General features: G+C 65.6%; 20 protein-coding genes. 11 read left to right on the plus strand and 9 right to left on the minus strand.

Going from position 1 to position 21,283, the window contains the following annotated elements; genetic code table 11:
* The first annotated feature begins 61 nt into the window (after positions 1-61).
* Positions 62-1,036 carry a quinone oxidoreductase gene (locus NLR35_RS01210; RefSeq protein ID WP_257164744.1) on the plus strand — a complete coding sequence of 325 codons (975 nt, stop codon included), beginning with the start codon at positions 62-64 and terminating at the stop codon, positions 1,034-1,036.
* 35 nt (positions 1,037-1,071) lie between these two features.
* On the opposite strand, the gene NLR35_RS01215 is transcribed toward NLR35_RS01210, so the two are convergent.
* Complete coding sequence (locus NLR35_RS01215) at positions 1,072-1,824, minus strand: YkgJ family cysteine cluster protein (RefSeq protein ID WP_257164745.1); 753 nt, start codon at positions 1,822-1,824, stop codon at positions 1,072-1,074.
* A gap of 124 nt (positions 1,825-1,948) precedes the next feature.
* Positions 1,949-2,230 (minus strand): hypothetical protein, encoded by a 282-nt coding sequence (locus tag NLR35_RS01220; protein WP_257164746.1) that lies wholly within the window; start codon positions 2,228-2,230, stop codon positions 1,949-1,951.
* A gap of 251 nt (positions 2,231-2,481) precedes the next feature.
* Here NLR35_RS01220 and NLR35_RS01225 point away from each other — a divergent pair, with 251 nt between their 5' ends.
* Complete coding sequence (locus NLR35_RS01225; RefSeq protein ID WP_257164747.1) at positions 2,482-3,468, plus strand: LLM class flavin-dependent oxidoreductase; 987 nt, start codon at positions 2,482-2,484, stop codon at positions 3,466-3,468.
* Positions 3,469-3,497: 29 nt separating this feature from the next.
* On the opposite strand, the gene NLR35_RS01230 is transcribed toward NLR35_RS01225, so the two are convergent.
* The gene (locus tag NLR35_RS01230; RefSeq protein ID WP_257164748.1) at positions 3,498-4,694 is read right to left on the minus strand and encodes an acetylornithine transaminase; all 1,197 of its coding nucleotides are present in this window, start codon (positions 4,692-4,694) and stop codon (positions 3,498-3,500) included.
* Positions 4,695-5,080: 386 nt separating this feature from the next.
* Here NLR35_RS01230 and NLR35_RS01235 point away from each other — a divergent pair, with 386 nt between their 5' ends.
* Positions 5,081-6,205 (plus strand): DUF2336 domain-containing protein, encoded by a 1,125-nt coding sequence (locus NLR35_RS01235; protein WP_257164749.1) that lies wholly within the window; start codon positions 5,081-5,083, stop codon positions 6,203-6,205.
* Between the two features lie 12 nt (positions 6,206-6,217).
* On the opposite strand, the gene rimO is transcribed toward NLR35_RS01235, so the two are convergent.
* The gene (gene rimO / locus NLR35_RS01240; RefSeq protein WP_257164750.1) at positions 6,218-7,543 is read right to left on the minus strand and encodes a 30S ribosomal protein S12 methylthiotransferase RimO; all 1,326 of its coding nucleotides are present in this window, start codon (positions 7,541-7,543) and stop codon (positions 6,218-6,220) included.
* A gap of 112 nt (positions 7,544-7,655) precedes the next feature.
* On the opposite strand from rimO, the gene NLR35_RS01245 reads away from it, so the two are divergent.
* The 5 genes from NLR35_RS01245 (at position 7,656) to NLR35_RS01265 (ending at position 13,455) form a co-directional block, all read left to right on the plus strand.
* On the plus strand, positions 7,656-8,246 hold the full coding sequence (locus tag NLR35_RS01245; protein WP_006613963.1) for an ANTAR domain-containing response regulator: 591 nt from the start codon (positions 7,656-7,658) through the stop codon (positions 8,244-8,246).
* Positions 8,243-9,397 (plus strand): CmpA/NrtA family ABC transporter substrate-binding protein, encoded by a 1,155-nt coding sequence (locus NLR35_RS01250; RefSeq protein ID WP_257164751.1) that lies wholly within the window; start codon positions 8,243-8,245, stop codon positions 9,395-9,397. Before NLR35_RS01245 ends, NLR35_RS01250 begins: the two co-directional genes overlap by 4 nt.
* A gap of 344 nt (positions 9,398-9,741) precedes the next feature.
* Positions 9,742-11,532 carry a NirA family protein gene (locus NLR35_RS01255; protein ID WP_257164752.1) on the plus strand — a complete coding sequence of 597 codons (1,791 nt, stop codon included), beginning with the start codon at positions 9,742-9,744 and terminating at the stop codon, positions 11,530-11,532.
* The gene (locus NLR35_RS01260; RefSeq protein ID WP_257164753.1) at positions 11,529-13,133 is read left to right on the plus strand and encodes a sulfite reductase subunit alpha; all 1,605 of its coding nucleotides are present in this window, start codon (positions 11,529-11,531) and stop codon (positions 13,131-13,133) included. The genes NLR35_RS01255 and NLR35_RS01260 overlap by 4 nt, the downstream gene beginning before the upstream one ends.
* A gap of 172 nt (positions 13,134-13,305) precedes the next feature.
* Entirely contained in the window at positions 13,306-13,455 is a 150-nt protein-coding gene (locus NLR35_RS01265; protein WP_257164754.1) for a hypothetical protein, read from the plus strand.
* An 11-nt stretch (positions 13,456-13,466) separates the two neighbouring features.
* Here NLR35_RS01265 and NLR35_RS01270 read toward each other — a convergent pair whose 3' ends face one another.
* The 3 genes from NLR35_RS01270 to pxpB are packed head-to-tail and all read right to left on the minus strand — an operon-like array spanning position 13,467 to position 16,053.
* Positions 13,467-14,240: a LamB/YcsF family protein gene (locus tag NLR35_RS01270; RefSeq protein ID WP_257164755.1), complete on the minus strand. Its 774-nt coding sequence runs from the start codon at positions 14,238-14,240 to the stop codon at positions 13,467-13,469.
* A gap of 50 nt (positions 14,241-14,290) precedes the next feature.
* Entirely contained in the window at positions 14,291-15,325 is a 1,035-nt protein-coding gene (locus NLR35_RS01275) for a biotin-dependent carboxyltransferase family protein (protein ID WP_257164756.1), read from the minus strand.
* The gene (pxpB, locus tag NLR35_RS01280; protein WP_257164757.1) at positions 15,322-16,053 is read right to left on the minus strand and encodes a 5-oxoprolinase subunit PxpB; all 732 of its coding nucleotides are present in this window, start codon (positions 16,051-16,053) and stop codon (positions 15,322-15,324) included. Before pxpB ends, NLR35_RS01275 begins: the two co-directional genes overlap by 4 nt.
* A gap of 247 nt (positions 16,054-16,300) precedes the next feature.
* Between pxpB and NLR35_RS01285 the strand changes: the two genes are divergently transcribed.
* Both NLR35_RS01285 and NLR35_RS01290 read left to right on the plus strand, forming a co-directional pair.
* Entirely contained in the window at positions 16,301-16,999 is a 699-nt protein-coding gene (locus NLR35_RS01285) for a ribonuclease activity regulator RraA (protein WP_257164758.1), read from the plus strand.
* Between the two features lie 27 nt (positions 17,000-17,026).
* Positions 17,027-17,431 (plus strand): cupin domain-containing protein, encoded by a 405-nt coding sequence (locus NLR35_RS01290; protein ID WP_006613955.1) that lies wholly within the window; start codon positions 17,027-17,029, stop codon positions 17,429-17,431.
* A gap of 68 nt (positions 17,432-17,499) precedes the next feature.
* Here NLR35_RS01290 and NLR35_RS01295 read toward each other — a convergent pair whose 3' ends face one another.
* Complete coding sequence (locus tag NLR35_RS01295) at positions 17,500-18,390, minus strand: DUF2147 domain-containing protein (RefSeq protein WP_257164759.1); 891 nt, start codon at positions 18,388-18,390, stop codon at positions 17,500-17,502.
* 91 nt (positions 18,391-18,481) lie between these two features.
* On the minus strand, positions 18,482-18,958 hold the full coding sequence (locus NLR35_RS01300; protein WP_257164760.1) for an Lrp/AsnC family transcriptional regulator: 477 nt from the start codon (positions 18,956-18,958) through the stop codon (positions 18,482-18,484).
* A gap of 145 nt (positions 18,959-19,103) precedes the next feature.
* Between NLR35_RS01300 and NLR35_RS01305 the strand changes: the two genes are divergently transcribed.
* On the plus strand, positions 19,104-20,123 hold the full coding sequence (locus NLR35_RS01305; protein WP_257164761.1) for a 1-aminocyclopropane-1-carboxylate deaminase: 1,020 nt from the start codon (positions 19,104-19,106) through the stop codon (positions 20,121-20,123).
* The last annotated feature ends 1,160 nt before the right edge of the window (positions 20,124-21,283 follow it).

Below are 21,283 nucleotides of genomic sequence, written 5' to 3' on the forward strand. Positions count from 1 at the left end.
AAGCTCCTGGACCGGATTGTCAGATCCGGCCACGCGAGGTTCTGCAAGGGAGGATGGCCCGATGGCCAAGGCGGTGCGCGTGCACAAGGTGGGGGGCCCGGAGGCGCTGGTCTATGAGCCGGTCGATCTTGCCGCCCCTGGGCCCGGCGAGGTCCGCATCCGCCAGCACGCGATCGGGCTGAACTTCATCGACGTCTATTATCGGACCGGACTGTACAAGGCGCCCGGCCTGCCGTTCGTCGCCGGCAACGAGGCGGCCGGCGAGGTGGTCGCGGTCGGGCCGGGCGTAACGCATTTCCATCCCGGCGACCGCGTCGCCTATTACGAAAATCTCGGCGGCTACGCGACCGAGCGCAACATCGGCTGGCAGCGCCTCGTCAAGCTGCCGGACCACATCACCTACGAGCAGGGCGCGGTGCTGATGCTCAAGGGGCTGACGGTCTGGTACCTGCTGCACAAGACCTTCAAGGTCGAGCCGCATCATCGCGTGCTGATCCACGCCGCCGCCGGCGGCATCGGACTGCTCGCCTGCCAGTGGGCGCGCGCGCTCGGCGCGCATGTCATCGGCACGGTCGGCTCGAAGGCCAAAGCGGATCTCGCGCTCGCCAATGGCTGCGATCACGTCATCCTCTACAACGAGGAGGACTTCGTTGCGCGCGTCAAGCAGATCAGCCGCGGCGAAGGCTGCGACGTGGTCTATGACGGCGTCGGCAGGTCGACCTTTCCGGGATCATTGTCCTGCTTGAGACCGCGCGGCCTGTTCGTGAGCTTCGGCAACGCCTCAGGCCCGGTGCCGCCGTTCTCGATCGCCGAGCTCAACAGCCATGGCTCGCTGTTCGCAACCCGGCCGAAGCTCAACGACTACATCGGCACGCGCGCGGAGCTGCTGGAAGGCGCCGACACGCTGTTCTCGGCCGTGATCAGCGGCAAGCTGCACGTGCCGATCAATCATGCCTATGCGCTGAAGGACGCGGCGCGAGCGCACGCCGACCTGGAAAGCCGCGCCACCACGGGAGCGTCGATCCTCAAGCCATGACCGGCTGAGCATGACCGGCTGAGCGCGATGTCGGCTCAGGCGTCGTCGCGGGCCCCGCTTTCATGACCCGACGCCCGGCTCCACAACACGGCATCAGTCTGTGCGCCCGCCGGCGGGCCGATCCGCGCCGCCGCCAGGCTGTCCTGCCCGCTTCGCCACGCGGCCTCCCGTTCGGGATCCGCGAGAGCCAGAGCGAGCCCCTGGTTCAGCTCGTAAAGGTCGGATGCGAGGCAGGCACGGTCGAGCGCGGCCCTGAGCGCATCCTGCACCAGGCTGCGCAGCGCGACATGCGGACCAGAGACCGGCACATCGACCTCGCGCCCGGCCATCGCCTGCGCGCAGGCGCGCCGGTCGAACGAGGCGTGGCCGCGGCAGGCCAGCGGGCGCACCGGATGAATGATGCAGCCGCCGCGCACCACGAAGGGGCAGGGCTGGCGCAGCCGCATGCGCTCGGTCTCGCTCAATCCGCGTGTCGCCCGGTTGGCGAGCTTGATCCGGCGCGACAGGGAGCCCAGCGCCGTGCCCGGCATCCGCGCATCGATCTGGCGGATATAGCGCGCCAGCAGGAAAATTTCGGGCGCCGTCGCCGTCACGCGCAATGCACAGCATGACGGACAGCCCTTGGTGCAGGCGAGCGCCGGCAGATGTGCCGTCTGCGCGTCGATGTTGGCTTCGAACAGATCGAATGCGCGGTCGGCCAGCATATCCGCCAGTTGGGGCGACGCGGACGCCGCGGCGACAATGTCGCTGAACCCCCGTTGAACTTCGCTGAAGACTGCATCGCTCATGCGCTTGCTCCGCCAGACATGACGATCGAACGCCAGCGACCGCGGCGCACCCGGCGCACCGCGGTCGACAGGACTGAGGCAGAGAGGACGCCCACTGCCTCAATCGAACGGCGGGCGGCCTGGATCAGGCCGCGACATCCTTGAGGATCGCCTCGAAGCAGGGACGGGGAATGCGGAAGAAGCCGCGACCGCCGGCAAAGGTCTGATAGTGCGGACGCGCGACCTCGAGCAGCCGCTCGTACCATTGGTTCGCAGTGAGACCGGCGGGCTTCTCGCCGATCATGTTGATGTCGGAGTTCGGGAAGAAGCGGACGTGGATCAGGACCTCTTCAGTCGCGGCAGCGGCGGCGATATGGCTGCGGGTCTCCTCCACGGGCAGCACCCGCGCCAGATTGTCTCTCGCCATTCTTGCATCTCCTCTCATGCCGACGTCGTTGTCGGCGGAATGATCATCAGCTTGGTTCCGGCAAGCCTCGTTCCTGACGAGCTGATCACATCCCGTACGACGCTATATCCATACGGATACAACGTCATGCATCGGACCGCAGGTGTTTGGCCCCGGCAAGATCGTTTTTCAGGAGCCGCGCTGTCTTTGATCTAGGTCAACCGCGGACGAGTTCTGGAAATTCCTCGGCGATGCCGGTACAGCTTGGCATCATGAGTGCTCGTCTCCGCATCGGCATCTTCTGCCCGTACGACAATCACGGTCTCGGCCATGCCGCGGCCATCCAGGCTGAAACCGATCTGGTGCTCAAATCCGAAGCACTCGGCTTCGATGAGGCCTGGATCTCCGAGCATCATTTCGATGCAGGCAGCTCGAGCCCCTCGTTGTTCGCCCTGCTGGGATATCTCGCCGCCCGCACGACCCGCATTCGCCTGGGCACCGCGGCCGTGCTGCTGCCGTTTCGTCCACCTGTGGAAGTCGCCGAGGATGTCGCAACGATCGACATCCTGAGTGGCGGCCGTCTCGATTTTGGGGTCGCGCGCGGCGGACCGTTTCCCGAACAGAACCGCAATTTCGGTGTCGCGTCGGAGGAGACCCGGCCGCGCATGCTCGAGGCGCTGCAATTGATTCAGCGTCTCCTGGCCGAAGACGAGGTTTCCCATCACGGCCGCTACTGCCAGGTCGATCGTCTTCGTTTGACGCCGCGGCCGCTGCAGAATCCCGTCCCGACCTGGATCGCGTCGGCGAGCGAGGCCGCTATCGATGATGCCGCCGCGCATGGCCACGGCCTGATGGCTGGCCTGACGTCGTCGCTCGATGATGTCGGGCAGATGCTGCGGAGCTACCGGGAGCGGAATGCGGCTGCCGATCCGCGGCTGGTGGTCTCGCGATTTTATTGCAGCGCGCCGACCCGGGACGAGGCCATCGCCGAAGCAGCGCCGTTCCTGCAACAATTTTTCGACCGCAGGCGGCAACTCTCCGCCGGACCGGGCGCCGTGGTGCCGCCGACCAATATCGAGGGTTTCCTCGCGAGGTCGCTGATCGGCAGCCATGATGAGGTTCGGTCAAAGCTGGCCGAGCATGCCACGGCCGGACCTCGCAGCGTGCTGCTTGTGCCGACCAGCGTGGACGCGGGACGGCGCTGCGACATGCTGGCGACGTTCGGGACCCACATCCTGGAAAGCAGGCCTGGCGACTGATCCCCAGGCCGTCCTTCGCATCCGAGCCGCTAGGCCACGCAGCGCGCCGCGCCTGCTTTGGTCAGGATGCCGTCGAGCATGTCGATCATCGCGGCGATCTCGTCGCGAGTGACATTCAGCGCCGGCATGAAGCGCAGCGTATCCGGACGCGGCGCGTTCAGGAGCAGACCGAGCTCGAAGGCATGCGCGACGAGCGACGGCGCGATCGGCCTGACGACCTCGAGCGCCAGCAGCAGGCCGCGGCCGCGGACCTCGCCAAGTCCGTGTCGCGCCGAGATGCGTTGCAGTTCGCTTTCGAAATAAAGGCCGTTGTCGGCGACTGCCTTGAGAAACTCGGGCTTTTCGATCACGTCGAGCATGGCCAAGCCCGCCGCACACATCAGCGGATTGCCGTTGAAGGTGCCACCCTGGTCGCCGTGCTCGAAACATGATGCGTCGTTGGTCGCGAGCAGGGCGCCAAGGGGGACGCCGCCGCCGATGCCTTTGCCGAGCGTCATGACGTCCGGGACGACATCGGCATGCTCATAGCCGAACAGCTTGCCGGTCCGTCCCATGCCGGTCTGGATCTCGTCCACGATCAGCAGCAGTCCATGCCTGGTCGCGAGCGTCCGCAATTGCTGCAGGAACTGGTCCGTCGCCGGCCACACGCCGGCCTCACCCTGGATCGGCTCCAGCATGATCGCCACCGTCTTGTCCGTGATCAGCGCCTCGACCGAACCGATGTCGTTCAGCCGCGCCTTGGGAAAGCCCGGCACCTTCGGCTCGAACAGCGGCTCGAACGCCTTCTTGCCTGAGGCGGACATCGTCGCCAGCGTGCGGCCGTGAAAGCCGCCCTCGAAGGTGATGATCTCATAAGCGCCGTTCTTGCGCAGCGCGCCGTATTTGCGCGCCAGCTTGATGGCGCCTTCGTTGGCTTCCGCACCCGAGTTGGTGAAGAACACCTGGTCGAAGCAGGAGCGCTCGGTGAGCGCCTTCGCCAGTTGGAGACTCGTGTCGTTGAAATAGGCCGGGCTCGGCGTGATCAATCGTCCGGCCTGATCAGCTAGCGCCTTGGCAAGCTCGGGCGGGGCATGGCCGAGTGCGTTCACCGCCCAGCCCTGGATGAAGTCGAGATAGCGCTTGCCGCTGTCGTCCCACAGCCAGGAGCCCTTGCCCTGGACGAACACGGTGCGCGGACGCGCCGTGATCTCCATCAGAGCGTCATACGGATGCGGGGCGGTCAGCATGTTCAGTCTCCTTGTGCTCAGGGGGAAAACGTGGGCCGAAAAGCGAGAAGGCCGCTCCTTGCGGGAGCGGCCTTCTCGAAAACCTGGAGCTGATGAGTTGGACTGATCAGCAACGTCTTCGGACACGGCGCGCCCCGGCATCGTCACGGCGGTGACGACGGCAAACGGCGGCGCGGCGGTTGGTCCGGTTGAAGATCATGCGGCGGGCCATACAGGCAGATCGCGGGACGTGTCAAGAGCGGTCGTGACGGCGATCCGGCCGCCGGCCACCGGGAGACCCCGTGAAAGCGCCTGGCTCAGAACTCTTTAGTTCAAATTTTACCAAACGTTTAGCGGCAACATTTACCGTGTGGGAGAGCTTGAATTGCAAGCGCTCAGGACGAGCGATGTCTGATCCCCATCTCACGATCGCCGACGAGGTCCAGGCGGCGATTGCCACCGGCTCAGCCGAACGCTGCTCCGGCGTCGCTGAGCGCGTCGCATCGCTGTTCATCGCGTCGGCTCGCAACCTGGATGTCGAGCAATACGCCCTGTTCGCCGACGTGTTCGAGCGTCTCGTCAATACGATCGAGCTGCGCGCGCTGGCCGATGTCGGCGCCCGGATCGCGCTTGCCGAACTGAGCGCTCAGCTGGCGCCTGTCCCGCAAACCCCGGTGGCCGTGATCCGGCGTCTTGCCCATCACGACGACATCGCCGTGGCCGGGCCGGTGCTCTCCGAGTCGCCGCGGCTGACGACCGAGGATCTCATCGACATCGCCAATACGAGGGGCGAGCAGCATCTGATCGCCGTCGCCGGCCGCTGGTGGCTGCAGGAAGTCGTGACCGACGCGCTGCTGGTCCGTCGCTTTCCGAGCGTCAGCCGCAAGCTGATGAAGAACCCCGGCGCCCGGATCTCCGCAGCCGGCTTCTCGATCATCCTGTCTCAGGCTCTCGGCGATCCCGAACTGGCGATTGCGACCGGCATCCGTGCCGACCTGCCGTCGCCGCTGCGCCGGACCCTGCTGCAGGACGCGTCCGAGGCGGTGAAAGCGAGGTTGCTTGCGTCGGCCCCGCCGCATCTCTACGAGGAAATCCGCAGCGCGATTGCCGCGGCGACGGCGGATGCCGAGCGCGGCATGTCGCGGTCGCGCGACTTCGGCGGCGCCAAGGCCTCGGTCGCGCAGCTGAAGCAGACCGGCAAGCTCAACGAAGCCATGCTGCTCGATTTCGCCCGCCAGCGCCGCTACGCCGAAACCATCGCGGCCATCGCGGAACTCGCGAAATGCAGCATCGAGCTGGTGCGGCCCTTGATGCAGAGCCTGCGCAGCGACGGCATTCTCGTTCCCTGCAAGGTCGCCGGGCTGAGCTGGAGCACGGTGGCTGCGATCCTCGACAGCCGCTTCGTTTCCGGCGCGACCAAGCCCGAGGAGCTGATCAAGCTCAAGACCAAATATCTCGAGCTGACGCTGGACGAGGCTGGACGGCTGTTGAAGCTGTGGAACGTCCGGGCGGGATCCACGAACGCGAGCTGATCCGCAGATCCGTCAGAACCCGGCCACCGAGCCGTGCAGATCGTATTCGTCGGCGCGCTCGATCTTGGCGGTGACGATTTCGCCGACCCGCAGCGGCCGTCGACTGGAGATATAGACCGCTCCGTCGATCTCCGGCGCATCCGCCTTGGTGCGCCCCTTGGCAACGGTCGGGCCGACCTCATCGATGATGATCTGCTGGCGCGTTCCAACCTTGCGCTTCAGCCGGCGCGCCGAAATCTTCTGCTGACGCGCCATCAGGGCGTTCCAGCGCTCCTGCTTGATCTCGTCCGGCAACTGGCCGGGCAGGGCATTGGACGTCGCGCCAGCCACCGGCTCGTATTTGAAGCAGCCGAGCCGGTCGATCTCGGCCTCATCCAGCCAGTCGAGCAAATAGGCGAAGTCCTCATCAGTCTCCCCGGGGAAGCCGACGATGAAGGTCGAGCGCAGCGCCAGATCCGGGCACACCGCGCGCCAGCCCTTGATGCGGTCGAGCGTCTTGTCCTGGGCCGCGGGCCGCCGCATCGCCTTCAGCACGTTGGGGCTTGCGTGCTGGAACGGGATGTCGAGGTAGGGCAGCACCTTGCCCTCGGCCATCAGGCCGATGACCTCGTCGACATGCGGGTACGGGTAGACGTAATGCAGCCGGACCCACGCCCCGAGCTCGCCGAGCTCGCGGGCCAGATCGAGGAAACGGGCGCGGACGTTGCGCTCCTTCCACGGGCTTTCGGCGTATTTGATGTCGAGCCCGTAGGCGGAGGTGTCCTGCGAGATGACGAGCAGTTCCTTGACGCCGGCTGCGACCAGCCGTTCGGCCTCGCGCAGCACGTCCGCGGCCGGGCGCGACACCAGATCGCCGCGCAGCTTCGGAATGATGCAAAAGCTGCACCTGTTATTGCAGCCTTCGGAAATCTTCAGATAGGCGTAGTGCCGGGGCGTGAGCTTGATGCCCTGGGGAGGAACGAGATCCAGATGCGGATTGTGCACCGGCGGCGACGCCCGATGGACGGCGTCGAGCACGCTCTCGTACTGTTGCGGACCGGTGATCGACAGCACGCCGGGATAGGCCTGCTCGATCTGTTCCGGCTCGGCGCCCATGCAGCCGGTGACGATGACTTTGCCGTTTTCGGCCATGGCCGAGCCGATCGCCGACAGCGACTCCTGCTTGGCGCTGTCGAGGAAGCCGCAGGTGTTGACGATGACCATGTCCGCGCCGTCATGTTTGCGGGCGAGCTCGTAGCCCTCGGCGCGCAGCCGGGTGATGATGCGCTCGGAATCAACCAGCGCCTTCGGACACCCGAGCGAAACAAAGCTGATCTTGGGCGCGGAACCCTGCTGCATGTTGGAACTGCCTGATGAGATACGCGTCAGCTAGTCCGAATTGCTCAGAAAGACAAGGCTTTAAGCCGGTCGCGTCCATGCTATGGATACCGGCTCGGACAACTGGTGAACGATGAGCGCCGAGCAGTCGCCTAAAATCGTGATCGTCGACGAAAGCCCGATCCGCGCCGCCATCCTCGAGGAGGGCCTGCGGGAAGCTGGTTTCAGCGGCGTCGTGCATGTCAGTGAGATGCAGGGTCTGCTGGCGCGGATCTACGCCCTGGACCCGGATGTCATCGTCATCGACCTGGAGAATCCGAGCCGCGACGTGCTCGAGCAGATGTTCCAGGTGAGCAGGGCGGTCCGGCGGCCCATCGCCATGTTCGTCGACCAGAGCGATGCGGCGTCGATCCAGGCCTCGGTGGAGGCGGGCGTGTCCGCCTATATCGTCGACGGCCTGAAGAAGGAGCGGATCAAGCCGATCCTCGACCTCTGCATCTCCCGCTTCAATGCCTTCTCCAAGCTGCAGGACGAGCTGGAGCGCACCAAGTCGGCGCTCGAGGACCGAAAGGTGATCGACCGCGCGAAGGGCATCCTGATGAAGATGAAGGGCTTCACCGAAGAGGAAGCCTACGTTCTGCTGCGCTCCACGGCGATGCGCGAGAAGAAGAAGATCGGTGAGATCGCGCAGTCGATCCTGACCGCCTCGGAGATGCTGAAATGACCGGCCCGCTTCGCATTGGCTTCATTCCGCTGGTCGATGCCGCGGCGCTGATCGTCGCCGTCGACAAGGGACTCACGTCAGCGGAGGGGCTCGACGTCACGCTGGTGCGCGAGGTCTCCTGGTCCAACGTCCGCGACAAGCTCAACATCGGCTTGTTCGACGCGGCGCACCTGCTGGCGCCGGTCGCGATCGCCTCCAGCCTCGGGATCGGCCACGTGAAGGTCCCGATCGTGGCGCCGTTCAGCCTTGGCGTGAACGGCAACGCGATCACGGTGACGCCGGCGCTGCATGCCGAGCTGATGGCGCACCTGGATGGCGATCGCTTCGACCCGATGGCGACCGCGCTGGCGCTGTCGCGCGTCGTGGCTGCGCGCCGCAAGGCCGGCGCCGAGCCGCTGACGTTCGGCATGACCTTTCCGTTTTCGACCCACAACTACCAGCTCCGGTTCTGGATGGCTGCGGGCGGTGTCGATCCCGACGAGGACGTCCGGCTGGTGGTGCTGCCGCCGCCCTATATGGTCGAGAGCATCGCCAATGGTCACGTCGACGCCTTCTGCGTGGGCGCGCCATGGAATTCGATCGCCGTCGACCTCGGCATCGGCCACATCCTGCACTTCGTTTCCGACGTTCTGGTGCGGGCCGCCGAAAAGGTGCTGGCCGTCAGGCAGAGCTGGGCGGACAAGCATCCCGACGCGTTGTCCGCCTTGGTGCGGGCGTGCGCCCGCGGCGCCGATTTCATCGAGCAGAACCACGAGGAGGCGGCACGCATCCTGGCCCAGCCCGACCGGATCGGCGTCGATGCCGAGGTGCTCAAGCGCACGCTGGACGGCCGGCTGAAGATCTCGCCGGACGGTACCTTCCGCGAAAGCCCCCGCTATCTGCTGGTTGGACGCGAGGAGGCGGGGCGGCCGGAGAAGATCCAGGCTGCATGGCTGTACGCCCAGATGGTCCGCTGGGGGCAGACGCCGCTCAGCAGCGAGGCCTTGAGCACAGCGATGGGCGTGTTCCGGCCGGATATCTATGACGCCGCGCTTGGCACCCAGGCGCAGGCCCCGGACGCCGCGATTGGGGCATTCGCCGGCCCGCCTTTCGCGGCGGACGACGTCCTGGGCCATCTGAAGGCCTTCAAGATCGGCCGCTGGACGGCCTGATCTCCTTCCGAACAGAAATCAGGCAGCGCTCGCCGTCGACCAAAATTTGGGCGGAGTGCTCGCATTTCAGGGCTTGAGGCCGCGATCGCGGGTTCGACGATTCGGTTAGCGCTCTGAATTCCCTCATATTTCCTGTTTCTCGCGGCTGGCACGCAACTTGAATATTGCAGTGCAGTCAGCCGCCGCAGATGCCGCTGGCTGCAATCCGTGTCGGATTTCCGCAGCAACGAAGCTGGTCGGATCGCTCTCCTGAACGACGCCAACGCTGGCCGTTCGGACGACGCGATCTTCATTCCATCCCCCGAACGCCAATCGCCGTGGCCGCTGGAGCTTCGTCCGCCATCATGAAAATCGAACAATTGTCTGTCGACTTCAACGACGAGCAGAAGCGCTATCTCGAGGGGCTGGCCGCCGGCCTCAAGGTGACCCTCGCCGGCCGCAGCCCGGCTGCGGCCTCCGCAGCAGCCGAGCCGACCGGGCCTGACGCCATCCATGTCAAGGCGCAGGACAAGGTCCTCGCTTCCGGCCGCAAGCTGGCCGACCAGGAGAAGATCAAGCGCGAGCTGCATCCGTTCGATGCCTACGATCGGCTGAAGCAGCAGGCCGGCAGCAATGCCGCGCCGTCGGCCGCCGACAATTTCCGCTGGCGCTATTACGGCCTGTTTCACGTTGCGCCGGCGCAGGACTCCTACATGTGCCGGTTGCGCATTCCCAACGGCATCATGAAGCATTGGCAGTTGACCGGCCTTGCCGATCTCGCCGATCAGCTCTGCGGTCCGTACAGCCATGTCACGACGCGCGCCAATCTGCAGCTGCGCGAAATCCCGCCCAAGCACGCGGTGATGCTGCTCGAAGGCCTCTCCGATCTCGGCCTCACCGCGCGCGGCTCCGGCGCCGACAACATCCGCAACGTCACGGGCACGCCGACCGCCGGCATCGATCCGCAGGAACTGTTGGATACGCGACCTTTTGCGCGCGAGTGGCACTTCCACATCCTCAACGACCGCTCGCTGTACGGCCTGCCGCGCAAGTTCAACGTCGCCTTCGACGGCGCCGGCCGCATCGCCGCGCTGGAGGACACCAACGACATCGCGTTCTCCGCCGTCGAGGTGAAGGAGGGGTTCGGCGTGGCGCCGGGCGTGTGGTTCAGGCTCGGCCTCGGCGGCATCACCGGCCACAAGGATTTCGCCAAGCCGACCGGGATCATCGTCGAGCCGGAGCGCGCCACCGAGGTGGCTGACGCGATCGTGCGGCTTTTCATCGAGACCGGCGATCGTACCAATCGCCTGAAGGCGCGGCTCAAATACGTGCTCGACAGCATGGGGCATGACAAGTTCATGCAAGCCGTCGAGGAACGGCTCGGCCGCAAGCTCGCACGCGTGCCGGATGAGGCGCTGAAGCCGCGGCCCGAGGCGGATCGCATGGCCCATATCGGCGTGCACAAGCAGAAACAGCAGGGGCTGAACTGGATCGGCGTCGTGCTGCCGCTCGGCAAGCTCACCACCGATCAGATGCGGTCGCTCGCGAAGATCACAGCCGATCTCGGCGACGGTGAGATCCGGCTGACCGTGTGGCAGAACCTGCTGATATCTGGCGTGCGCGACGAGAACGTTGCTCTGGTCTGCGCCGCAATCGAGCAGATCGGGCTTTCCACGCAAGCCTCTCACATCCGCGCCGGGCTGATCGCATGCACCGGCAATGCCGGCTGCAAGTTCGCGGCAGCGAATACCAAGAAGCACGCGGCTGAGATCGCCGATTGGTGCGAGAGCAGGGTGGATATCGATAGCCCGCTGAACATCCATCTCACCGGCTGCCATCACTCCTGCGCCCAGCACTACATCAGCGACATCGGCATGATCGCGGCCAAGGTGCCGGTCGGCGACAGCGATGAGACGGTCGAGGGCTATCATCTGTTCGCCGGCGGCGGCTTCGGCCCGCAGGCGGATATCGGCCGCGAGGTGTATCGCGACCTGAAGGCTGCGGACGCGCCCGGCACCGTCGAGAAGCTGCTCAAGGCTTATCTCGCCCATCGCGCCTCTCCCGATGAGCCGTTCCTGTCCTTTGCCCGCAGGCACGATGGCGACACGCTACGCCAGCTCGCCGAAGCCCAGAATTCGTCCGAGGTATCAGCATGAACCAGATCACGCCCATGCCGAAGATCGAGATCATTCCAGCTTCCGCCCCCTTCTCCGAGGCGCAGCGCTCCTGGCTCAACGGCTTTCTCGCCGGCGCGCTCGGCCTCGACGGGTCGACGCCGTTGTCGCCGGCGCAGAACGGGGCCGTGCTTGCAGCCCCGGGCGATAGCGATGACGGCGAGGCTCCGTGGCACGACCAGACCATGCCGATCGCCGATCGCATGAAGCTCGCCGAGGGCCGCCCGTTGCGCCGGCGCATGATGGCGGCGATGGCGCAGCAGGACTGCGGCCAGTGCGGCTACAATTGCAGCGACTATTCGGACGCACTTGCCGATCGCAGCGAGGCGCGACTGAACCTGTGCGTCCCGGGCGGCAAGGAAACCGCGCGGATGCTCAAGGCGCTGTACGAGGAGATCGATAAGGCGCCTGCGGCCGCCAAGCCTCCCGCCGCGGTCACGCCTGCTGCCGTCTCCGTCGTCGTCAGCGAGCCCGGCCGCTCGCGCGACAATCCCGTCGAGGCGACCTTCCTGTCGCGGCGGTTACTCAACAAGCCCGGCTCGGAGAAGGAGACCTGGCACATCGAGTTCGATCTGGCAGAGGCCGGGCTCGACTACGTGGTCGGCGATTCCTTCGGCATCTTCGCCAAGAACGATCTCGGCCTGGTCGACCAGATCATCGCGCTGATCGGCGCGTCGCACATGACCGAGGTCAACGGCAAGCCGTTGCGGCAGTGCCTGCTCGAGGACGTCTCGCTTTCGCCGGCGCCGGACTCGCTGTTCGAGCTGATCTCCTTCATCACCGGCGGTGCCACCCGCGAGAAGGCGCGGCGGCTCGCGCAGGGCGAGGATCCCGATGGTGATGCGGCCACGCTCGACGTCATGGCGGTTCTGCAGAAGTTTTCCGGCGTTCGGCCGCATCCGGAAGCGTTCGTCGAGGCGCTGGAGCCGTTGCAGCCGCGGCTCTACTCGATCTCTTCGTCACACAATGCGACGCCGGGAAAACTTTCGCTCACCGTCGACTGCGTTCGTTACGTCGTCGGCAAGCGCAAGCGCCTCGGCCTCGCCTCGACGTTCCTCGCCGAGCGCATCAATCCCGGCGACAAGCTCCGCGTCTACGTGCAGAAGGCGCACGGCTTTGCGCTGCCCGCCGATCCGAAGACGCCGATCATCATGGTCGGCCCGGGCACCGGCATCGCGCCGTTCCGCGCCTTCCTGCATGATCGCAGGGCGACCGGTGCGCCTGGGAAGAACTGGCTGTTCTTCGGCCATCAGCGCAGCGACTGCGACTTCTTCTACGCCGACGAACTCAACGCGATGAAGACCGCGGGCCTCCTCACGCGGCTGTCGCTGGCGTGGTCGCGCGACGGCGACAAGAAGTTCTACGTCCAGGACCGCATGCGCGAGGTCGGTCGCGAGGTCTGGACCTGGCTCGCCGGCGGCGCGCATCTCTACATCTGCGGCGATGCCAAGCGCATGGCCAAGGACGTCGAGCGCGCGCTCGTCGACATCGTCGCCCAGTTCGGGGCCCGCTCCACCGACGAGGCCGTCAGCTTCGTCGCGGACCTCAAGAAGAAAGGCCGGTTCCAGCTCGACGTTTATTAACCAGTCGAAATGGGATGGAACCCCGCGGATAAAATTCTCGGCTGGCACATCGGCTGAGAATTTTATGGTTCCAAGCGGACCCGAAACAGGGGGCTTGTCGTTATTTGCCCGGTTGCCTTGCATCGGCCGTCGAGAACGCTTTTCTCATGGCCGGAACTTCAGGAGACCGGCCATGCAGACCATTGCGACGACCCTGCGCCAGATGCCTCAGGCCCGCGCCATGCGCGAGCGGAGCACCACGGCGGCGCTGGTCGCGTTCTACGGGGCTGTGGCGCTGATCGCTGCGATCACGCTGGGCATGCCTTTCACCCATCCGTTCTGATCGAGTTCCTGTCATACCGCCGTTTTGAACGGCGCCACCTTGATGCCGGCCGCGTCGAGCGCCCTGCGCACCTCGCGGGCGATCTCGACGGCGCCAGCGGTGTCGCCGTGAATGCAGACGGTGTCGGTGCGCATCTTCATCGCCTTGCCCGTGACAGAGACCACCGCGCCGTCCTGCACCATGCGCACGACGCGGTCGGCGATCACCTTGGGATCATGCAGCACCGCCCCGGGCTTGCTGCGCGAGACCAAGAGGCCGTTGTCGTCATAGGCGCGGTCGGCGAACACCTCATGCGCCATCGAGAGATTCGCCTTCTCGCCGGCTGTCACCAGCTTCGAGTTCGCCAGCACGACGAAGATGAGGCTGGGATCGACGGCCTTGATCGCCTTGGCGATCGCGTTCGCCGTCATGTCGTCCTCGCAGGCGACGTTGGAGAGCGCGCCGTGCGCCTTCACATGCGTGACCTTGTGGCCGGCCGCGGTGGCGATCGCCTGCAGCGCGCCGATCTGATAGGCGACGAGATTCTCGATCTCCGATGATTTCAGTCCCGGCACCGGACGTCGGCCAAAACCGTGCAGGTCGCGATAGCCGGGATGCGCGCCGACGCTGACGCCCTTGGCTTTCGCCATCTCGACCGTCCGGCGCATGATATCGGCATCGCCGGCATGGAAGCCGCAGGCGACGTTGACTGACGTCGCGAGCTCGATCATTGCGGCGTCATTGCCCATCTCCCACGGGCCGAAGCTTTCTCCGAGGTCGCAGTTCAGGTCGACGGTGCTGGTCATGTCAGGGCTCCGCGCGTTGTTGGTCGGAAGCAGCGTTAGAGGCGATCGGGTTAATCGGGCGTCACTCCGGGCCAGGTGGTGACATCGGTTGCGCTGACGGCATGGCCGGCCACATTGGCCGTGAACAGCGCATCCACGTTGAAGTCGCTGCTCGTCAGCTCGGTGACGCGGTGGGGGAGGCTGCGCAGCAGGTCCTTGTAGCGGCGCAGCTCGGCCTGGGCCTCGGCCATGCTCACCGCCTTGAACCGGAACGGCGTGCCGGCCGGCGTCTGCGCCAGCCGGCCGTAATCGGCCGTGATGACGGTCGCGATCTTCGGATAGCCGCCGCTGGTGCCGCGGTCCGACATCAAGACGATTGGTGAGCCGTTGCCCGGCACCTGGATGCTGCCCTCCACGGTGCCGTCGGAGACGATGTTGTGGCCGTGCAAATGGCGGATCACGGGGCCTTCGAGGCGATAGCCCATGCGGTCGCTGGTCGCCGACACGGCCCAATCACTGCCGAGGAACAGCGCCTTCATCTCGTCGCTGAACTCATCGTCCTGCGGACCCATCACAACCCGGATCGCGCCACTCGCCTTGGGCAGCTCGAGTCGCAGCTCCGGCGCTTGGCTGGCAGGTGCGACCTTGAACACGTCTCCCGACTGGAGCGGGCGCGGGTAGGGGCTGCCCAATCCGGCCCGCGCATTGACGGAGAGACTGTCGAACATCGGCTCGCCGGAGATGCCGCCCTCGATGGCGAGGTAGCTGAACGAGCCACCGCGTGCAAAGCCGAGCGTGAGCTTCTCGCCCTCGTTCAGTGTCACCGACGTATTCATCTCGATCTGGCGCTTGGCGATGTCAGCGGGCCGCGGCGCGCCCGCTAACGCGACGCGCACCGGGCCGTCCTTCGCCATAAAGGTCGCACCGAACGGGCCGATCTCGATCGCGGCTGCCATCAGCTCATTGCCGACGAGACTGTTCGCCGCTGCGAGCGACAGCTTGTCCATCGCGCCCGATGGCGTCAGCCCGTAGCGCTGCGCACCGAAGCGGCCGCCGTCCTGGACGGAGCTTGCCGGGCCGATTTGTGAAACGACGAGCGTAGTCATGCGGCGATCCGCTCGGCGATGAGCTCACCAGCTTCGGCGGCGCGTTCCTGCTCGGCAAACGTCTTCTCATCGACGGCGATGAAGCTCACCTCATCGCCGGGCTCGAGCAGAAAAGTCGGCGTGCGATGCAGCTGGAAGGTCCGCATCGCGGTGCGGCCGAGCAGGTGCCAGCCGCACGGACCTGCCAGGCACTGGATGCCGGTCTGGATGCCGCCGATCGCGATGATGCCGGCCGGCGTGGCCAGCCGCGGATTCTGCCGGCGGGACATCTGCAAGCGTGGATCGAGACCCGAGAGATAGGACCAGCCCGGCGTGAATCCGATCATCGCGACGCGATAGGTGCCGGCGACGTGACGAGCGACCACTTCATCCGGCGTGAGGTTCAGCGCCTTGGCAACGTCCTCGAGGTCGATGCCATTCTCGCCGCCATAGCACACCGGCACCCGCCAGCGCCTGATGTCGGTCTCCGGGGCGAGCGAGCCGGCCGACAACGCGAGCAGCTGACTGCTGAGCGCGGCATGGTCGATGACGCCGGGATCATAGTGCACCAGCAGCGAGCGATAGGTCGGCACGGTCTCGGTGATCCCCGTGATGCCGGCCGCAGCCAGCGCGTGATCGAGCGCGAGCACGCGCCGGTTCGCGGTCTCGTCGATGGTCCGGCTGAACTCGACGGTGACGGCGCTGTCGCCGCTGGGCAGCAGGCGAGGGGGTGGAAGAGGATCGGCCATGAGTCCGAAATGATCCGCGTTCGTGATCCCTCATCTAGCTGGTTTCGGTGGCGAGTGGAATTGGGTCAAAGGCAAAAAGTCTCGAAAATTCAATAAATTAATCGGATGCCCTGCGATAAGGATCCTTTATCGGGCCGCTGCAGGCCCCCATGCGCTGGACGCACCGTGCATGCTCTTGACGCAGCGTTCGTCGCTCGCAAGATGCGCCTGCTTTTTCCGCCAGCCTGTTTGGAGCGCCAGTCTCACAATGTCCCTCACTCCCGAAGCCATCGCCACCCTGTCCCAGGTCACCACCGCGACCATCACCACGGTCCTGCTGAAGAAGGGGTTGCGCAATGTCTGGCTGCGCGGCGCGAAGCCGCTGCGCCCGGGACAGAAGCGGCTGGTCGGTCCCGCCTTCACCTTGCGCTTCGTGCCGGCGCGCGAGGATCTGGCGACGCCGGAATCCTGGTCGTCGCCGATCTCGACCCGCACGGCGATCGAGGCCATGCCTGAGGGCTGCATTGCCGTGGTCGACGCGATGGGCGTGAAGGACGCCGGCATCTTCGGCGACATTCTCTGCGCCCGCATGGTCAAGCGCGGGGTCACCGCGCTGATCACCGACGGCGTGGTGCGTGACCTCGAGGGCGTGCTCGGCACCGGACTTCCGGTGTGGTGCGACGGCTACGCCGCGCCGCCATCCGTCGCCGGCCTGACCTTCGTCGGCTGGGGCGAGGCGATCGGCTGCGGCGGCGTCGCCGTATTCCCGAACGACGTCATCGTCGCCGACCAGGACGGCGCGGTGCTGATCCCTCAGGCGATGCTCGACCACGTGCTTGCCGAAGGTCCCGAGCAGGAGCGCATGGAGGCCTGGATCGTCGACGAGGTGAACAAGGGCGCGGTGCTGCCGGGCCTTTATCCGATGAACGCCGAGACCAAGGCGCGCTACGCAGCGTCGAAGAAGTAAGCTCGAACAGCCGCAGAGAGGCTCATCATGGATTTCCATCCCGCCGGCTCGCGCGCGACGCGCAAGGCCCCCGCCGAGTACTTCACCGGCAACGTGCTGCAGGACCCGCTGATCATGGCGCCGGCGCCGGCCCGGCTCAACGCCTCGCGCGTCTCGTTCGCGCCGGGCGCGCGCACGGCCTGGCACACCCATCCGCTCGGGCAGACGCTCTACGTCATCTCCGGTATCGGCCGCATCCAGGCCAAGGGCGGCCCGGTGCGCGAGATCCGGCCGGGCGACGTGATCTTCATCCCGCCGGGCGAGAAGCATTGGCACGGCGCATCGCCGGACAACGAGATGACCCACATCGCCATGCAGGAGGCGCTCGACGGCGTCTACTCGAACTGGATGGAGCACGTCACCGACGAGGAATACGCGACGCCTGTCGGTTGATCCGGGACTAACAAGATGTCGAGCGCGCGGTCGAAAGGCCGCGCGCTTTTGTTTTGAGGGAGCCGTCCTCAGTTCACCCGTGTCCAGGTCTGGCCGCCGCAGAACACGCCGCCGAAGGCGCAGCCCTGCACGCGCAGGCTGTCCGGCCCTTTCAGATCGATCGTGGAATCGTAGGTGCTGCCGCTGTTGGGATCGAAGATCCGGCCGCTCCATTTCTTGTCCTGCGCCTTCTCGCTCGGACGCATGTTGATCAGGATCTGCTCGCCGTTCTGGTTGGTCTTGGCGTTGATCGCGTAGCCGCAGAGATTCGTCCCGCACGGCTCGATGCGGATCTTGCCTTCCTTCTCCTCCGTCAACCAGATGCCGACCGGAGAATTCGGATCGCGCGCGACCGCCGGTGCTGCGGCAGCAGGCGGCACCGCGGCGGTGGTCACGGCCGCGGGGGCCTGCGCCGGCCGGGCCGGTGACGGCACGGCGGCAGGAGCGGTTGGCGCAGCAGGCGGTGTCACAGCTGCCGGAGGCGTGACCATGGCCGGGGCTGAGGGCGCCGTCGCCGCAGGCACGGGAGCAGGTGGTGCGGCGGCCTGGACCGGCGCAGGCGCGGCGGGCGCAGCCGATGGGGGCGCGGGTGCTGCGGTCGTCGGCGCCGGGGCAGGCGGAACAGGGGCAGGGGCCGGTGTTGCCGGGGCGGCCTGCGCGGGCGGGGCTGGCGTGACGGCCGCCTCGGCGGGCGCCGGAGCCGGCTTGTCCGCCCCCGGCTGCGGCTTGGCCGTCGTATCCTGCTCGCGCTTGCTGCGCTTGGTCTTCTTCTGCTCGGTGTTGTCGTAGACGCCGGGGATCTGCACCGTGCCGCGGTCGGGATCGATGCGAATGGTCTTGCCGCCATATTCGATCACGTATTGCGCATGGGCGGCACTGCTGGCCAGAACCACGGCAGCAACGGCCAACAGCCTCTTCATCAGGGTCTCCGCAATGTCGGTTGCTGATGTGAGCGAGCTCACGCGCAATTAAGTCGCTGATGCGGCAGGCTCGGTTCAATCGCTGCCCCGCTCAGAAATCCAGCGGTGCATTGTCGACGACCTCCTTCATCACGAAGAAGGTGCGCGTCTGCCGCACGCCCGGCAGCGAGATCAGCTGATCGCCGTGCATGCGGTTGAAGTCGTTCATGTCGCGGACGCGGATTTTCAGGAAGTAGTCGAAATCGCCGGCGACGAGATGGCAGTCGAGCACGAATTTCAGCTTGCGGATCGCGGACTCGAAGGTGCGAAAACTCTCCGGCGTCGAGCGGTCGAGCACCACGCCGACCAGCACCAGCGCGCTGCGCTCGACCTTCTCGGGCGCGACCTGCGCGCGCACGCTTCTGATGTAGCCGTCCTCGAACAGGCGCTGAGTGCGGCGATGGCAGGTCGCCGGGCTGACATGGACGGCGCCGGCAAGCTCGGCGTTGCTCATCCGTCCGTCCTTCTGCAAGAGCTGCAGGATTCGTCGATCGACGCGGTCGAGGTCGATGTTGGAAGGTTCTTTCATTAGATAACCATCAGGCGAGAGAATTCACCAGCATTTCGGCTCTAGGCGGACGTAAGCACGGAAAAGCCCGCCAATAAAGAGAGCACCTTTCGCGCGCTTTTTCGTATGGTCCGGCCGACCCGTTCCACCATCCACGGAGAGACCCGTGCTTCGGCTCGACAAGTTCAAGAAGTATCCGCTCACCTTCGGGACCACCCCGATCGAGCATCTGCCGCGCCTGACCGCGGCGCTCGGCGGCAAGGTGCAGATCTACGCCAAGCGCGACGACTGCAACTCCGGCCTCGCGATGGGCGGCAACAAGCTGCGCAAGCTCGAATACATCGTGCCCGACGCGATCGAATCGAACGCCGACACGCTGGTCTCGATCGGCGGCGTGCAGTCGAACCACACCCGCATGGTGGCGGCGACCGCGGCCAAGATCGGCATGAAGTGCGTCGTGGTGCAGGAGAGCTGGGTGCCGCACGAGGACGCCGTCTATGACCGCGTCGGCAACATCCTGATGACCCGCCTGATGGGCGCCGACAGCCGGATCGTCGAGGACGGCTTCGACATCGGCATCCGCAAGAGCTGGGAAAATGCGATCCAGTCGGTGAAGGATGCGGGCGGCAAGCCCTACGGCATTCCGGCCGGCGCCTCCGTGCACAAGTTCGGCGGCCTCGGCTATGTCGGCTTCGCCGAGGAGGTGAGGGCGCAGGAAGCCGAGATGGGCATCAAGTTCGACTACATCATCGTCTGCGTCGTCACCGGCTCGACCCAGGCCGGCATGATCGTCGGCTTCGCTGCCGACGGCCGCGCCGACCGCGTCATCGGCATCGACGCCTCCGGCACGCCGGAGCAGACCCGCAACCAGGTGCGGCAGATCGTCGACAACACCGCGGAGCTGGTCGAGCTCGGCCGCAAGGTGGGCGACGACGAGATCGTCATCATCAACGACTACGCCTATCCGGCCTATGGCGTGCCGAGCGCCGAGACCAACGAGGCCATCCGCCTCGCCGCCCGCACCGAGGCGATGATCACCGACCCGGTCTATGAGGGCAAGTCGATGCAGGGCATGATCGACTTGGTCAAGAAGGGCTACTTCCCGGAAGGATCCAAGGTGCTCTACGCCCATCTCGGCGGCGCTCCGGCGATCAACGGCTACAGCTACACGTATCGCAACGGCTGAGGCGGCCTCCGCTGCCGCCGCCTTGTCGCTATGAGCCGAGGTGCTGCAACAAATACAAATGTCGTCCCGGCCTTGAGCCGGGACCCATAGCCACCGACGGCGCTGTTCTGCTCCGCCGCATCTGCGCGCCTGCCACAAACTTCGGCCTGTGAGTATGGGTCCCGGCTCGGAGGCCGGGACGACACCATTTTTGTGGCACGAGCAATCCACACATGACCCGTGATTCCGGGGCGCGCGCAGCGCGACCTGGAATGACGGCGAGTTTGTTGAAGCAGCAATTGAAACATGATCCTGCGTTCTCGCGACGCATCCACGTCCGAGTGATCCATCAGTCGAACCCTCTCGAAGAGAAGAGGGCGCAGGGAATGCCGGGCGCTGGCCGCAACCCATGGCCCGCCTGCAACACAAAAAAGCAGGCGGCAGTCACCACAGGTTCAGCCGAACTCCGGCATTCCCTGCGCGATGGTCTTAACACTTATACGCAGTCTCCCTGGTGCGCCGGGCTTCTGGCCACCATTGCCCGGGCCATGCGGAGCATGGCCACGAGCGTGACACCAGCATCGGGGTGTCAGGACCCTGCGACTTCGTGTCCGCAATCCGCCGTTCGTCCGCGTGCAAGCACGCTTCCGGCATTTCGCGGCCACCGCCTCCCCACCTAGCGTGTCGTGACGATCGCGCGCAACGCCCCTCGTTGAGGCGGGATGGCGGCAGTGAACCATAAATTTCGGAAAACGTGAAGTTGAATATTTTTCGCTAGAGGACTGGACATGGATGTTGCAGTTGAAATTGCTCGCGAATTTAGTTTTTGGTGCAGGTCATTCAGGTCGCGATTTCAGCGGTCGAGGGCCTTCGGCCATGGAGCGGTGAACTCGATGCGGAAAAGCGGCCCAGAAGCTAACAATTCAAAATACGAAGGAAAGGTCCAGTAGCAGCCGTTCTCGCCCACCGACGTGCCGCGTAGTCGCTTTTAGCTGGAACGAAGGTTATCGGTGGCGAGCGTCGCGGTGCCCAACGGAAGCCCGGCACACTCTCGCTTCTACCCGTACCAACCGCGAAGCTAGGATTCACTATCAGTTCACGCACCAACTATTTTCCGGTATTGTGGCCTAAACTCCAAAAAAGGTCAAAAGTCACTCGACGCAAACTTCCTCCTCAGACGC

This window comes from Bradyrhizobium sp. SRS-191 (genome assembly GCF_024586915.1).
In the GTDB taxonomy this organism is placed as follows: domain Bacteria; phylum Pseudomonadota; class Alphaproteobacteria; order Rhizobiales; family Xanthobacteraceae; genus Bradyrhizobium.